We start from the raw sequence: 14,414 nt of genomic DNA on the forward strand, positions 1-14,414 counted from the left end.
CATGACAAACAATCCTCCCTCATCGCGTATCCAGCCTGGCGAGTATGGTTTTCCCCTCAAGCTGAAGCCCCGTTATGAAAACTTTATCGGCGGCGACTGGGTTGCACCCGTCGACGGCGAATACTATTCCAATCTGACGCCCGTTACCGGCCAGCCGCTGTGTGAGATAGCCAGCTCCGGCAAGGGGGATATCGACCTGGCGCTGGACGCCGCGCAAAAAGCCAAAGACAAATGGGGGCATACCTCTGTTCAGGACAGAGCGGCAATATTGTTCAAAATCGCTGACCGGATGGAACAGAATCTGGAGCTACTGGCAACGGCGGAAACCTGGGATAACGGCAAGCCAATCCGTGAAACGATGGCGGCAGACGTGCCGCTGGCCATTGACCACTTCCGCTATTTTGCCTCCTGTATTCGCGCTCAGGAGGGCGGAATTAGCGAGGTAGACAGCGACACCGTGGCGTACCACTTCCACGAACCGCTGGGGGTGGTGGGGCAGATCATTCCGTGGAACTTCCCGTTGCTGATGGCGAGCTGGAAAATGGCGCCCGCGCTGGCGGCGGGTAACTGCATTGTGCTCAAACCGGCCCGCCTGACCCCGCTGTCAGTTCTGCTGCTGATGGAAGTCATTGGCGACCTTCTCCCGCCAGGCGTGATTAACGTGGTGAACGGGGCGGGGGGTGAGATAGGGGAATATCTGGCGACCTCAAAACGGATCGCCAAAGTCGCGTTTACCGGGTCGACGGAAGTGGGTCAGCAGATCATGCAGTACGCGACCCAGAACATCATTCCAGTGACCCTGGAGCTGGGCGGTAAATCGCCGAACATTTTCTTCGCCGACGTCATGGAGGAAGAGGATGCCTTCTTCGATAAAGCCCTGGAAGGCTTTGCGCTGTTTGCTTTTAACCAGGGTGAAGTCTGTACCTGCCCAAGCCGCGCGCTGGTGCAGGAGTCTATCTATGAGCGCTTTATGGAGCGAGCCATTCGCCGCGTCGAGTCTATCCGCAGCGGTAACCCGCTTGATAACGTGACCCAGATGGGCGCGCAGGTCTCGCACGGGCAGATGGACACTATCCTCAACTACATTGATATCGGCAAGAAAGAAGGGGCGGATGTCCTGACCGGCGGTCGGCGTAAAATGCTGGGCGGCGATCTGCAGGACGGGTATTACCTGGAGCCGACGATCCTGTTCGGCAAAAACAACATGCGCGTCTTCCAGGAGGAAATTTTCGGACCGGTGCTGGCCGTCACCACCTTCAAAACGATGGAAGAGGCGCTGGAGATTGCTAACGATACGCCGTATGGCCTCGGGGCTGGCGTCTGGAGCCGCAACGGTAATCTGGCTTACAAAATGGGGCGGGGCATTCAGGCCGGGCGTGTGTGGACCAACTGCTACCACGCTTATCCGGCGCACGCGGCCTTTGGGGGCTATAAGCAATCGGGCATCGGGCGTGAAACCCACAAGATGATGCTGGAGCATTATCAGCAGACGAAATGCCTGCTGGTGAGTTATTCCGATAAACCACTGGGGCTGTTCTAACCCTCCAGCTCAGGCTGCCCCTGGGCAGCCTGAGCAATTTGCTGACGCAGGCAGTTCAGTACGCCGTCCAGAATGTACTGCACGCGCCAGGGCTGGTATTCACGTTTGCGGAATATCGCCGTCAGGTCGAGCCACCACTCTTCCTGATGGGGGAAGCAGGGAACCAGAGAACCACTCTTAAGCTCTTTTTTCAGGCTTTCTTTCGGCGCAAAAACAATACCGAGATTATTTCGTGCCAGTTCCAGTGCCGTCTGCGTATTGTCGCAAATATAATTTCCGGTCACTCTGTAATCATATACGGTCTCGCTGCCGTGGACGCGAAAACGCCAGATGTTCGCCTCATCCACCAGCATCGAGTCTATTAAAATACAGGAGTGATTCATTAAATCTTCAGGTCCGGTTAAGGGGTGGTTTTTCAAATATTCTTCTGTGGCAAATGCCGTGACGGAATATTTCGTTAACACACTGGCGACCAGACTTTCATCTTTCGGTTGAGCATAGGTAATGAGAATATCGCAATCATCGGGGAACGAGACCCCTTCGGAATATTCATTACGATCCAGGTTGTACGTTTTTAACGAGATGCGGATATCACCGATGTCCTCAATCTGATGGATCACGTGTCGCGCCAGATACATCACGATACCCGTTGGGGCGTAAATGGTCACTTTTCCGCGCTTCTCATGCTTATAATCAGCAATGAAATTAATGAGCTGGCTATTTTTATCCAGCGTGGCGTCAATGTAGGGGAGTAACGCTTCGCCAAACTGGGTTAGCGCCAGCTGACGGGTCGTGCGCTCAAATACCTTAAGACCGACACGCGTTTCAAAGTCAGAAAGGTATTTACTGACGTTAGCCTGTGCCATGCCCAGCAGGGCTGCGGCATCGCCAATACTGTGGGTGGCTGCGATGACGGAAATAATTTTTAACTCGCGTGGTTTTAGCTGGAACTTATTCATCATGCGCACCCATCTATATGTTTTTATATATAATATTATATAAACTGCAGCGTTGCATTGGCAAATTTGTAACCATTATTATTCGCCTCGCTTGTTTGGCGTCTAAATGGATTACATGTAATGACTATTAAATACAATTTACTCATCGCAGCCACGTTATTTACAACATCATCTGCAATGGCTGGTGACTTTTCACTTGGGGCGGGGGCTGTATTTAATGAGTCGCCTTATAAAGGATATAACGAAAATACCACGGCGGTACCGTTAATTAGCTATGAAGGCGACCGGTTTTATATTCGCCAGACCACCGGCGGATGGATCCTGTGGAAAGACGAAAAAAATGAATTCAGCATGACCGCATCGTGGATGCCACTGCGATTTGATCCTGAAGATAACGACGACGCTCAGATGAAACACCTCGATGAGCGTAAAGCATCAGCGTTTCTCGGCGGGGCGTACTACCGCCATGAACACTGGGGCTCGCTGAAAGTGGCGGTCTCGGGTGATGCGATGGATGAGAGCGGCGGCGTGATCGGTGAAATCTCATACTTCCGTCCGGTTCGGATGGAACGTCTGACGCTGACGCCATCGGTAGGTATTTTCTACAGCGACGAAAGCTATAACGATTACTACTACGGTGTATCCGGCAATGAGTCTCGCCGCTCAGGCCTCAATGAATACACCGCAGGTGATAGCTGGACGCCGTATGTGGGTCTCGCGGCTAAATATCAGTTAACCCAGAATCTGTTTATCAACGCCAGCGCGGTCTATACCGTGTTACCTGACGACGTGAAGAACAGTCCGATGATCGACCGCGAAGACAGTTTCGCGCTGATGACCGGCATGTCCTGGCGTTTCTGATCTAAAGCCGGGTGGCGATTGCCTTACCCGGCCTCGGTTTTTATCTCCCGCGCCTGTGGGAGTGGGTTGGGGTGAGGCTGACAGGACAGATGCCTTCAGGCCTCATCCACCCAAATCCGCATTTCCCCTTCTCCCCGGTTTGCCCAGCTGAACCACGGAATAAAGGTCAACGTCCGGGGCTGGCGCTGCACCGGGGCGCGATCGTACTGCCACAGTGCCTGCGTGCCTTTCTCATCAGCGTGACGCGCGATGCCCTCCGCCTGAATCAGTATCTTGTGCGCAAAGATCCCTTTTCCTTCAAAGACCCGAAATTCGCTCTGCTCAGGCAGGGAGAGGTTATGCAGGTTCGCGCCATTGTCGGCCTCTTCCAGGCAGTAGACCAGCGGGCCACGCTGCAGCGCGACTTTGCCGGCCTGCTGGCGTACCAGCGGGTTACCGTACACGCGGCGGACCGGCATGGGTAAGGTCAGCGTAAGGGTATCTCCCTCCTGCCAGCGGCGGGTGAGGTACAGATACCCCCGGGAGACATCACCCGTGATCCTTTCGCCGTTCAGTGACACGGCCGGGCTTGTGCACCAGTCTGGTAAACGTAGTGCCAGCGTGTGTGTCACCGGGACAGGTGAGGTGATCTCGATGTTGACCTCTTCCTGCCACGGATAATTACCGCTAATCCGTAGCTGTAAGGTGCCCTCATCTACCGGTATGGCGACGTCGTTCCCCACATAGAGGTTGATAAAGAGCGCGTCCTGACGAACGGTATAGAGATAGTGGCCCAGCGAAGTGAGCACGCGGGCGATATTGGGCGGGCAACAGGCGCAGCCGAACCAGCGCTGGCGAACCGGCTTAACGTGGTCGTAGACATGATTAAATGCCAGTGTTTTAGGGTGTACCTCCAGCGGGTTCACATAGAAGAAATGTTTACCGTCCAGCGCCATGCCGCCCAGTACCGTGTTGTATAAGGCACGCTCCATCACGTCGGCGTACTGGCTGTCCGCTTCCATCTCCAGCATCCGGCGGGCAAACATCATCAGGCCAATGGAGGCGCAGCTTTCGGCATATACCGTATCGTTAGGCAAATCGTAATCGCTGCTGAAGGCTTCGCCACTGCTTTGCGAGCCGATCCCGCCGGTAATATAGAGCTGTCGCTGGGCCATGTTATTCCACAGCCGCAGGCAGTCCTGGCGTCTATCCTCGTCATGACTCAGGCGAGCAAGATGCGCCATGCCCGCCATCAGATAGACAAATCGAACCGCGTGGCCGATGGCGGTGTGTTGTTCGGCAAGCGGTTGATGCGCCTGGCTATAGGCTTTGTCCTTGACCATCCACGCCGGGCCGTACGTGTTCCAGTACGATGTCCGGCCCCGTTTCTCATATTCGATATCGTAGAAATGAGGCTGTGTGCCGCGCGTGTCGATAAAATATTTCACAAGGGCCAGGTAACGCGGTTCCTGAGTGACGTCGTAAAGCCGCATAAGCGCGAGCTCAATTTCCGGATGGCCCGGATAACCGTGAAGCTGCTCCTCGCCGGGGCCAAAGACCCGGTCGATATGGTCCGCCAGTTTGCATACCACCTCCAGCAGACGGCGTTTTCCGGTCCCCTGAAAATAGGCCACGCCAGCTTCAATCATATGTCCGGCGCAATACAATTCGTGGCATTCGGCGAGATTCGTCCAGCGCTCACCGGGTGCTTTCACCGTGAAGTAGGTGTTGAGATAGCCATCGTCACACTGCGCCGCCGCAATCAGCTCAATCACCTCATCGGCGGTTTTTTCACGTTTCGAGTCGGGCTTCTGGCACAACGACCACGCGACGGCTTCCAGCCATTTCGCCACGTCGCTGTCCTGAAACACCATTCCATAGAACTCCCCCTGTTCCAGCCCAGCCGCAATGCGGAAGTTGGTGATGGCGTGACTCGGTTCGGCTTCGGTAACGCGATCGTTTAGCGCATCCCACTGGTAGGGGATCACCACATCACGCACCAGCCGCTGATACTGGCCGAGAAACGGGTCGTTGATGTTCAGTGTGTGCAGGTCGGCTTCCATTATGGACATGTCATTCTCCTCAGGACGATACGTGACGCTGGCGCAGATCGGTGGCAATGCGCGACATCATGGGATTGTTGAGTCTGCACCAGCGGATTGAGACCGCCAGCAGCAGGTGGAAAAGGGCGGGGAGCAGTGTCTCCATCGCAGTAATTCCCTGTAACGAGGCTGGCGTCTGGTTGCCCGCGCCCGGCTGGTAGGCGACGGCGATAAACACCAGGCTGATGATCCCGGCGCTGGACGCCCAGGCGAGCTTGATGAAAAACAGATTGAAAGCGAAGTTCATGCCAGATGAACGTACCCCGTTTTTCCACTCACCATAGTCATCTGCAAATGCCATCAGCGAGAAGTGCAGGGGCAGGGTAAAACCGAGAATGACACCGTTACTCAGAATAACGATCAGCCAGAGCATCTGATGAGCCGGACCGCCTGGCAGAAACCACATTCCCGCCGCGAGCGCGGCCAGCACGAGGTTGGTGTAGTAATAGAGTTTGACGGTATCAATCCGGCGAGAAAGGGGATTCACGATCACCGCGCCGAGAATGGCGGCAAAGGTCACCATCGTGAAGAACAGCGAGGTATAAGCGGTACTGCCCTGGAGCACGTAGGTGATGAAGTACATGTAGCCGCCGCCACGGATGTTGAAGACGTTGATCAGCAGGAATGACATCACCAGCATCAGCAGGAGCTGATCGTTGTTGCGCAGGCCGGCCAGATGCTCGCGTAAGGTGAATTTGCCCATCAGCGCCAGCGGGACGCGCTCACGCACCCAGAAGAAGCAGCAGAGGAACATCACCACGGCGATGGCGCACAACACCCCAACGCCGAGCTGATAGCCTCGCGCGGCGTTGCCCTCGCCCAGCGCTGCGACCAGCCACGGCAGGCCAACAGAGACCAAAAAGCCCGCCACACCGCACAGCACAAAGCGCCATGACTGACAGGAGATGACCTCGCTGTGGCGGGTGGTCATGGTGTTGATCAGCGCGCAGTAGGGCACGTTGATGGCGGTATAGCCCACTGACAACAGCAGATAGGTACCAAACGCCCAGGCGATTTTCACCCCCATGCTGGCGTCAGGCACGGTGAAGGTCAGTACACCGATAACCCCGACAGGAAGCGCCACCCACAGCTGCCACGGGCGAAAACGCCCCCAACGGCTTTGTGTTCGGTCGGCAATCACCCCCATCACCGGATCGGAAATGGCGTCAAACACGCGCAGGGCAATAAACAGCGTGCCAACGAGCGCAGGCGTCAGACCAAAAACGTCGGTGTAGAAGAAGGTAAGAAAATTCATGATCAGGCAGGTAATGACCGTGCCACCCGCGTCACCCAGGCCGTAGCCAATTTTTTCGCGGACTGACAGGCGGTCATCCATTGCCCCTTGTACGACCTGTGATTCTGTAATCGGTGTGGAAGTCATGAGGTAACTCCTCGGTAATCGATTTTTATCGTATTTATGCAAGGTACCCTATTCATTCTGCACCGAACGCTCAGGCCAACAAGGGAAGGGAAAAGTATAAAAAGGTGACGATTCCGACCTGATGATAAATTTGTGATTTCGATCGGGAAGGCAGGAAGATATTCATTAATAATCAAAGCATAAGATGAATATTAATGGCAATCAGAGCGGAATGGTGAATATCCATGCTTGAATTATCCATAGCGCTTCCGATTAAAGTGCAAAATGGTGGGCTCTTTATTTCCCGGGGCGTGGGCCGGCATCCGGCGCGCAAATTAACCTCGTGGGAGATTATCTTCGTTGAAAAAGGGACATTAACGATCCAGGAAGAAAACACGCTCTTTGAGGTGAAAGCGGGAGAGAGCTTACTGCTCTGGCCGGCGCGTCGACACGTGGGGACAGAAGATTTCCCGGCGGACCTGCGGTTCTACTGGCTGCATTTTGAGGTCGAAGCACAATCGTCGCCTTTGCCACATGCTTTTCCGGTGGCCATTGAACAACATTGCTGCGTGCGCGATGCTCAATATGTGATTGCGCTATTCCGGCAATTCCTGAGTGAGCAGGAAAAATTACAGCGAAGCGTGGCGCTGGAAATGATTTTGCTGCTGATTTTACAGCAAGTGTCGATCTCCTCAGGTTATGAAGACAGAGCCGATGAAGCCGGCGCGGCCATGGCATGGAAGGCAAAACAGCTTATTCGCACGCAGTTTCATCTGCCGCTTTCCACATCGCAACTGGCAAAAGCCTTGCACTGCAATGCCGATTATCTGGGACGCGTATTTCGCCGGACCTTTCACTTAACCCTGACGGAAGCGATCCATCGCCAGCGCGTCAGGGCGGCAGAAAAGCTGTTGCTGAACGACTCCGCGTCCCTGACCGAAGTGGCAACCCGCTGCGGTTTTAATGATGTCGGGTATTTCCGGCAGATATTTTCAAAGCATACCGGCTTAACGCCCGCCGTCTGGAAACGGCGGTACTGTAAGGAGCATATTAATTCCGGGTGATCACTGCCCGTAGTAGGCATTTGCTCCATGCTTGCGCAGGTAATGTTTATCGAGCAATTCCTGCTGCATCGTCGGTAGCTGTGGCGCAAGCTGGCGTGAAAACAGCCCCATAAAGGCGCACTCTTCCAGCACCACAGCGTTATGTACCGCATCGGCCGCATTTTTTCCCCAGGTGAACGGGCCGTGAGAATGGACCAGCACCGCCGGGATCTGCATCGGGTTTACGTCGCGCTCCTCAAAGGTTTTGATGATCACTTCACCGGTCTGGTATTCGTATTCACCCGCAATTTCAGCCGGGGTCATCAACCGCGTGCAGGGGATCGCACCATAAAAATAGTCAGCGTGCGTGGTACCCCATGCCGGTAAATCCTGCCCTGCCTGCGCCCAGACAGTGGCGTGGCGGGAATGGGTATGCACAATGCCGCCAATTTCAGGGTAACGGCGATACAGCGCCAGGTGGGTTGGCGTGTCGGAAGAGGGTTTTTTAACCCCCTCGACCACCTGGCCCGTGGCAATGTCCACCACCACCATATCCTCTGCGGACATTACGTCATACTCCACGCCGGAGGGTTTAATCACCATCAGGCCGCGTTCACGATCCACCGCACTGACGTTGCCCCAGGTGAAAGTCACCAGCTGGTGGGCGGGCAGCGCCAGGTTTGCCGCCAGGACCTCGGCTTTGAGTTGTTCTAACATGTCATCCCTCCTTCCTGCATCCGGGCTTCAATCCAGCGGCGTGCCTGGATGATTTCCAGTACCGGCTCTTTGGCTTTTTCAGTCCACATTTCAATCAGAAATGCGCCGCGATAATTGAGCTGATTCAGCGTGTTAAATATGCCCACGAAATCGACGCACCCCTCACCGAACGGTACGTCACGAAACTGTCCGGGGCTTTGTTCAGTCACGGGCTGGGTATCTTTCAGGTGGATGGCGGCGATGCGATCGATGCCCAGCGTCAGCTCGGCGGCCACATCGTTACCCCACGCGCTCAGGTTGCCGACGTCCGGATAAACGCTGAACCATGGTGAAGCGAGCATTTCGTCCCACTTTTTCCATTTGCTGATGGAGTTCATAAACGCGGTATCCATGATCTCCACTGCCAGCATGACCTGCGCGGCGGCGGCCTGCTCCACGGCCCATGCCAGCCCTTCGGCAAAGCGTTGCCGGGTACCTTCGTCATGTTCTTCGTAATAGACGTCATACCCGGCAAGCTGGATGGTGCGAATACCGAGATCGCGCGCCAGACGGATGGCTTTGGTCATGATGGCGCGTGCGCGCTCGCGGACGGTCTCGTCCCGGCTACCAAACGGGAAGCGGCGGTGGGCAGACAGACACATCGACGGGATCGCGACCCCGGTTTCCAGCATCGCCTCAACCAGAGAGGCGCGCTGCGCGGTGTTCCATTCAAGGCGGGACAAACGCTCATCAGTTTCATCGATCGACATCTCGACAAAATCAAATCCGCAGCTTTTTGCCAGCACCAGGCGCTCTGGCCAGGTGAGCGTTTTCGGCAGCGCTTTTTCGTAGATACCTAACGGATGCTGACGCATGGTGACTCCCCCCAGATGTCGCGGATGTGTGAATGGAATGCATGGGCCACCTGCGGTGGGTTAGCAGTGCCTGTCAGTGCCCGTCCGGCAATAAACGCTTTCACATTGATCTGCTTAAACAGCGGCAGGTCGGCGGGGGTAATGCCGCCGGTGATCGAGAGCTGCAGGCCGATATCCGAGAGGGCTTTCATGCTGGCGAGATCCGCCTCGCCCCACTGCTGGCCGCTGGCCTGTGCGTCGCGCCCACGGTGATAAATGGCCTGTGTGACCCCGATACGGTGCCATTCACGCGCATCATCCAGCGTCCAGTGACCAAACAGCTCCATCTGAATTTCCCCGCCGCAGCGCAGAGCCACCTCGTGACCCTTCTCGACGGTTGCCAGCGGCGCGGCGCAGATGATGGTCATCCAGTTCGCGCCTGCGCCAAACGCCTGTTCAGCCAGCGTTTCTCCGGCATCGGCCACTTTCCAGTCAGCCACGATCGTTTTTTTCGGACACTGCTGGCGCAGTGCGCGCACGGCATTAAGCCCTTCGGTGAGACACAAAATGGTGCCTGCTTCGATAATATCGACGTGATCCGCAAGCCGCTCGACGTCGCGCTGTGCGGCCTGAAGTGAGGTATGGTCGAGCGCCAGCTGCAGTAATGGTCGGCTCATAGGTCGTGCTCCTTAACATGGGCGTGATAGCCCTGTAGTGCTGAAATCAGTAGCTGGTAGCGCTGATACTTGCGCTGGTAGGCCGCATGGGCATGCTTGTCGGGTGTGATGACGCGAATGTGATGTCTGACAGCCTGCTGCGCGGTGCGGAAATCGGGATAAACGCCGGTACCCACCAGCGCGGCCAGCGCCGCGCCGGAACAGCCGGTCTCTTCGACCTGCGGCAGTTCTATTGCCAGACCGCTGACGTCCGCGAGCATTTGCATCCACACATCCGAATGGGCAGGGCCGCCGGTTACGCGCAATGCCTGCACGTGCGTGAAGCGCGCTAGCATGCGGTTAAGATGGGTCATGTGGCTGAAGACCACACCTTCATAGACCGCCTGCAACAGATGCGCGCGGGTGTGCAGGGCCTGCATGCCGTAAAACCCGCAGGTCATCTCCAGCCCGGCGTTGCTGCCATAGAGGAACGGCAGGAAGAGCAGATCGCTTCCGGCTTTCGGCAGGCTGGCCACGGCCTGGTTGATCGCATCGAATGACATGTTGCCCCACTGTGTGGTCAGCCATTCGAGGTTACCGGACGAGGTGGGGCTGGCTTCGTGAACGATGTAGTGCTGCGGATGAACGTAGCGCCCATACACATAGGGATACGGCTCGTTATGGCCTATACCGTTGGCGATCCCGCTGGTGACAGCCCAGGTGCCCATCACGGCGTTGAGCGTGCTGTCGTCATGTAACCCGGCGCAGATCGCGGTGGAAACCACATCAAACAGCCCCCCCACAACGGGTGTACCCGCTGCGAGACCGGTCAGGGCGGCGGCCTGAGCGGTGATTTCCCCGCAAATTTCTGCTGAACCGACGATCGGCGGCAGTGCGCCGTCAATTTCATCGATGCCGAGCCAGCGTGTGAGCTGCGGATCGTACTGCCCGGTGTTCATGTTGTAGAGATTGGATTCAGAGATGTTGCTCTCTTCACACCCTTTAACGCCGGTGAGGCACCAGCGCAGGTAGTCGTGCGCCATCATCACACAGCCAATCTGCTGATAACGGTGCGGTTCATTCTCTTTCACCCAGCGCAGGAGGGAGGCGGGATGCCCCGTCCATAGCGTCTGGCGCGTATGCGGATAAAGCTTTTCAGGAATACCGTCCTGCTGCCAGCGCTGTACAATCTCCAGCGCCCGGCGGTCAGAGGAGAGCATGGCGTTGCCGAGCGGCTGGTCATACTTGTCCAGTAAAAACAGTCCTTTACCCTGAGCCGATATCCCGACGCCTTTGATTTGTGCGCCGCCAATGTCGGCATTTTTAAGCAGCAGGGCGACGGTGGCGTGGCACTGCTGCCAGAGTTGGTGCATATCCCGCTCAGCGTGGCCTGCGTGTGGGCTGAGTGTGGCAACCGAGCGGCGCTCAATACAGACTTCCTGGCCCTGGCGGGTGTACAGACCGGCTTTTAGATACGTTCCGCCACAATCGATACCCAGCCAGAAGGGCTCTTTTTCACTCATCGTTGACTCTCTTGTCTTACGCCCTCTCTTCAGGAGAGGGCGGGGGGGATCAGGCTGCGTGCTTATGCGGATTCACGCCGGGGTTGGGTTCCGCTCCGGCATCGCATTTCGCCGGTAGCATCAGGGCGAGCAGCGAGGCCAGCGCCAGCGAAACCGCGAGGCAGTACACCCCGGCATCTTTGCTGTAGAGGGTGATCAGCACGCCCACCGCGTAAGGGCCGCAGAACCCACCGAGGTTACCCAGGGCGTTAATCACGCCGCGAGCGCCACCGGCCATCTCTGCGCTGAACAGGCGCGCCGGGATCGTCCAGAACACACCCGCAGCGGACTGCAGGAAGAAGCCACAGCCCACCAGCGCGGCATAGGCCAGCCAGATGTTCTCTTTCAACGCCACGGAGAGGAACATGCAGAGCGCGAAGCCAATCAGCGGCAGGGAGACGAACAGCTTGCGCTTGCCGGTACGGTCAGACAGTGAGGAGAACAGGAACATGCCCGCAATGGCGCCGACATAAGGCAGGATGGCGAGCATTCCCACCTGGCCGATGCTGGTATGCGTCAGCTCTTTGAGAATGGTCGGTAGCCAGAGGGTGTAACCGTAAATCCCGGTCTGGTAGAAGAAGTTCAGGGCAATCAGCTGCCACATGGTTTTGTCGGACAGAACAGCACTCAGCGAGGCATTTTTCACCGCTTTTCCGGCAATAGCCTGCTGTTCTGCGGCCAGCGTTTGTATCAGATAATTTTTCTCGGCCTCGGAGATCCAGCGAGCCTCCTGCGGGCGGTCGTAGACGGTGAACACCCAGAGCACCAGCACCACAATGGACATCAGCCCTTCAATGATGAACAGCCAGCGCCAGTCGAGTGCGGTGATAATCCAGCCCGACAGGGGCGCGGTGATGATCCCCGCAATGGGAACAAACATGATGACAATCGCATTGGCGCGGCCGCGTTCGGCGTCCGGGAACCAGTTACTGATCATCGTGAGCACCACAGGCAGCATCCCGCCTTCTGCCACACCGAGTAAGAAGCGCAGTGCCAGCAGTTGATACTGATTGGTCACAACGCCGGTCAGGACCGAAATCACCGCCCAGGCAACCAGTGACCAGCCAATAAACTTCTTACCGCTGCCATGCACGGCGATCTTGCCGCCGGGCACCTGCAGGAACAGATAACCGATAAAGAAGATCCCACCCGCCAGGCCTGCCATGGTGGCAGAGATACCTAACTCTTCATCCATACCGCCTGGCATCGCAAATGCAATATTCACGCGGTCCATATATGAAATAATACAGGCGATAAGAATAGGCGGAATGATTCTTAACCAGCGCTGGCGCGGAATATCCGCTTGTAGAGCATGAGTAGAAATATTCATATTTAATATCTCAGTGAATGTAACCGGAATAAGATTTTTATTGTTATTGCGTTGCTTTTTTCATTTCACTAATGCCGTCGCGCAAAATAGCGATACGATGGCTGACGTTAGCATTAGCATTTATTTCCAGTAATTTAATACCGGAGAATTTCAATGTTGCGGCGCTCGCCGCAGTAAAAAGTGCTTTTACCTGTTCGGTGGTCATTAAACTGTCGGTACAGAACGGGGAAAATGGCGCATGCAGATCCTGCCATTCGCCGTACGCTCCGCGAGCGGAGGTCCCGGAGAACATCAGTGCGCCCAGCTTCCCGGCCTCAAGTGCGGCTTTAACATGTTCAGGCGGCAGCGCGGTATTGCGTCCTTCGATAGCCGACCGCGCCCAGTTGATGCATACGCTGATATCCGTTTCTTTCACCACCTCAAGCACCTGCGCTAAGGGCAAAAACCCCTTGCGTGGCGCGGGGCCGGTCATTGCATCGCAGTGTTCAAGCACCAGGTCGCATGACCAGTCCCATGAGGTGATTTCGCGTACAGAACGGGAAAACGCAGCGGTAGCTTGTTCAACAGACGGGTTTCCCGCCTGCGGCGCGGCTTGCATCTCCAGAGCGATAATTTTGCCTGGAAAGCGAGTATTGATGGCATCAATCTTTCGCAGCAGATGGCGGTAATAGTCAACGCAGGCTTTGCGCTGTTCTTCATCGGCAGAGGCCAGGCCAAACGCGCCATTTGTGCCGCGGCGGCGCATGGTTTCCATCACCGCGGTAACCACCATTTGCCAGTCCCCCGGCGTATGGCGGAACAGCCATTCGTCACCCAACGGATGGAGATCCTCAAGACACGGTTGCTCCAGCCCGCGAATGTCTGGCGTGTCGGAAAGCGCTCGCCAGAAGTCCTGCTCTTCTTGTTCCCCTTGCTGATGAAACGAGGGTGCGCAGGGATACGCACCAATTATAAAACCGGTGTTAGTCATTTCGCATTCCCAATAGAGTTCAGAAAATTAATCTATTTCGCTGATTGCTACTTTCACCACAATTTTACGAATTGCCGATACCTTATTTTTAATACAGGCAGGACGGTGAACATCCTGCGGAAAAAATATGGCGTACGTGCCGGGCGTCATTTCTATAAATGATTCATTTTCGCTGCCGTGATAAAAAATAATATCCCGCTGTTCCAGCAGTGATTCGCTTATTTCGTTATTGCCGGTATCAATGGCGACACCGATTTTCTCTTCACCCCATGCCAGAAACTGTATGTCCAGATAGCGACGGTGCACTTCGGGACGGTTCTCATCCCACGTCCGGGTGGTGAGGTCGAGCACCTGAGCAAAAATGTTACGTCCGTCAATGTCCACCACGCCAGGTGCCAGCGCCGTGAAATCCGTGGTGCGCAGAAAATCGAGTGCTTTCTCTATCGCCCGCGGCAGGCGACACGGATTTGGCTGCGAAATATGTCCTAAAATCATGACCCAC

At 55.9% G+C, this 14,414-nt stretch carries 13 protein-coding genes; 3 read left to right on the forward strand and 10 right to left on the reverse strand.

Translation table 11 applies throughout. The features are described from left to right. The first annotated feature begins 1 nt into the window (after nt 1). A complete protein-coding gene (gene exaC, locus BH714_RS15890; RefSeq protein WP_040018405.1) occupies nt 2–1,540 on the forward strand; it encodes an acetaldehyde dehydrogenase ExaC in 1,539 nt (512 codons plus the stop codon). Here the strand turns inward: exaC and BH714_RS15895 are convergent. Next, on the reverse strand, nt 1,537–2,502 hold the full coding sequence (locus tag BH714_RS15895; protein WP_059305611.1) for a LysR family transcriptional regulator: 966 nt from the start codon (nt 2,500–2,502) through the stop codon (nt 1,537–1,539). The genes exaC and BH714_RS15895 overlap by 4 nt on opposite strands. 117 nt (nt 2,503–2,619) lie before the next feature. Between BH714_RS15895 and BH714_RS15900 the strand changes: the two genes are divergently transcribed. Next, nucleotides 2,620–3,360 (forward strand): MipA/OmpV family protein, encoded by a 741-nt coding sequence (locus BH714_RS15900; protein WP_040018407.1) that lies wholly within the window; start codon nt 2,620–2,622, stop codon nt 3,358–3,360. Nucleotides 3,361–3,455: 95 nt separating this feature from the next. Here BH714_RS15900 and BH714_RS15905 read toward each other — a convergent pair whose 3' ends face one another. Continuing rightward, nucleotides 3,456–5,411 (reverse strand): glycoside hydrolase family 127 protein, encoded by a 1,956-nt coding sequence (locus BH714_RS15905; RefSeq protein ID WP_025206442.1) that lies wholly within the window; start codon nt 5,409–5,411, stop codon nt 3,456–3,458. A gap of 10 nt (nt 5,412–5,421) precedes the next feature. Next, nucleotides 5,422–6,822: an MFS transporter gene (locus BH714_RS15910; protein WP_020882660.1), complete on the reverse strand. Its 1,401-nt coding sequence runs from the start codon at nt 6,820–6,822 to the stop codon at nt 5,422–5,424. 224 nt (nt 6,823–7,046) lie between these two features. On the opposite strand from BH714_RS15910, the gene BH714_RS15915 reads away from it, so the two are divergent. Continuing rightward, the gene (locus tag BH714_RS15915; RefSeq protein WP_025206441.1) at nt 7,047–7,865 is read left to right on the forward strand and encodes a helix-turn-helix domain-containing protein; all 819 of its coding nucleotides are present in this window, start codon (nt 7,047–7,049) and stop codon (nt 7,863–7,865) included. Here BH714_RS15915 and araD read toward each other — a convergent pair whose 3' ends face one another. Genes araD through BH714_RS15950 form a run of 7 tightly spaced genes read right to left on the reverse strand, consistent with a single transcriptional unit; the run spans nt 7,866 to nt 14,407 of the window. Then, nucleotides 7,866–8,561 (reverse strand): L-ribulose-5-phosphate 4-epimerase, encoded by a 696-nt coding sequence (gene araD, locus BH714_RS15920; RefSeq protein WP_014168101.1) that lies wholly within the window; start codon nt 8,559–8,561, stop codon nt 7,866–7,868. Continuing rightward, entirely contained in the window at nt 8,555–9,415 is an 861-nt protein-coding gene (locus BH714_RS15925; protein ID WP_040018410.1) for an L-ribulose-5-phosphate 3-epimerase, read from the reverse strand. The genes araD and BH714_RS15925 overlap by 7 nt, the downstream gene beginning before the upstream one ends. Continuing rightward, entirely contained in the window at nt 9,397–10,071 is a 675-nt protein-coding gene (gene ulaD, locus BH714_RS15930; protein WP_040018411.1) for a 3-keto-L-gulonate-6-phosphate decarboxylase UlaD, read from the reverse strand. Before ulaD ends, BH714_RS15925 begins: the two co-directional genes overlap by 19 nt. Continuing rightward, nucleotides 10,068–11,573 (reverse strand): FGGY-family carbohydrate kinase, encoded by a 1,506-nt coding sequence (locus BH714_RS15935; protein WP_040018412.1) that lies wholly within the window; start codon nt 11,571–11,573, stop codon nt 10,068–10,070. The genes ulaD and BH714_RS15935 overlap by 4 nt, the downstream gene beginning before the upstream one ends. Before the next feature lie 49 nt (nt 11,574–11,622). Next, nucleotides 11,623–12,942 (reverse strand): MFS transporter, encoded by a 1,320-nt coding sequence (locus tag BH714_RS15940; RefSeq protein WP_014168105.1) that lies wholly within the window; start codon nt 12,940–12,942, stop codon nt 11,623–11,625. 43 nt (nt 12,943–12,985) lie between these two features. Next, the gene (locus tag BH714_RS15945) at nt 12,986–13,912 is read right to left on the reverse strand and encodes a DUF4862 family protein (protein WP_040018413.1); all 927 of its coding nucleotides are present in this window, start codon (nt 13,910–13,912) and stop codon (nt 12,986–12,988) included. Nucleotides 13,913–13,939: 27 nt separating this feature from the next. Next, nucleotides 13,940–14,407 carry a YhcH/YjgK/YiaL family protein gene (locus BH714_RS15950; RefSeq protein WP_020882655.1) on the reverse strand — a complete coding sequence of 156 codons (468 nt, stop codon included), beginning with the start codon at nt 14,405–14,407 and terminating at the stop codon, nt 13,940–13,942. Between the last annotated feature and the right edge of the window lie 7 nt (nt 14,408–14,414).

This window comes from Enterobacter ludwigii (assembly GCF_001750725.1).
Taxonomy (GTDB): Bacteria; Pseudomonadota; Gammaproteobacteria; order Enterobacterales; family Enterobacteriaceae; genus Enterobacter; species Enterobacter ludwigii.

Coding starts and splice junctions, on each gene's coding strand:
- BH714_RS15935 (WP_040018412.1), bottom strand. CDS start 11,573: ATGAGTGAAAAAGAGCCCTTCTGGCTGGGTATCGATTGTGGCGGAACG.
- BH714_RS15940 (WP_014168105.1), bottom strand. CDS start 12,942: ATGAATATTTCTACTCATGCTCTACAAGCGGATATTCCGCGCCAGCGC.
- BH714_RS15925 (WP_040018410.1), bottom strand. CDS start 9,415: ATGCGTCAGCATCCGTTAGGTATCTACGAAAAAGCGCTGCCGAAAACG.
- araD (WP_014168101.1), bottom strand. CDS start 8,561: ATGTTAGAACAACTCAAAGCCGAGGTCCTGGCGGCAAACCTGGCGCTG.
- BH714_RS15950 (WP_020882655.1), bottom strand. CDS start 14,407: ATGATTTTAGGACATATTTCGCAGCCAAATCCGTGTCGCCTGCCGCGG.
- BH714_RS15915 (WP_025206441.1), top strand. CDS start 7,047: ATGCTTGAATTATCCATAGCGCTTCCGATTAAAGTGCAAAATGGTGGG.
- BH714_RS15945 (WP_040018413.1), bottom strand. CDS start 13,912: ATGACTAACACCGGTTTTATAATTGGTGCGTATCCCTGCGCACCCTCG.
- BH714_RS15910 (WP_020882660.1), bottom strand. CDS start 6,822: ATGACTTCCACACCGATTACAGAATCACAGGTCGTACAAGGGGCAATG.
- BH714_RS15895 (WP_059305611.1), bottom strand. CDS start 2,502: ATGATGAATAAGTTCCAGCTAAAACCACGCGAGTTAAAAATTATTTCC.
- BH714_RS15900 (WP_040018407.1), top strand. CDS start 2,620: ATGACTATTAAATACAATTTACTCATCGCAGCCACGTTATTTACAACA.
- BH714_RS15905 (WP_025206442.1), bottom strand. CDS start 5,411: ATGTCCATAATGGAAGCCGACCTGCACACACTGAACATCAACGACCCG.
- ulaD (WP_040018411.1), bottom strand. CDS start 10,071: ATGAGCCGACCATTACTGCAGCTGGCGCTCGACCATACCTCACTTCAG.
- exaC (WP_040018405.1), top strand. CDS start 2: ATGACAAACAATCCTCCCTCATCGCGTATCCAGCCTGGCGAGTATGGT.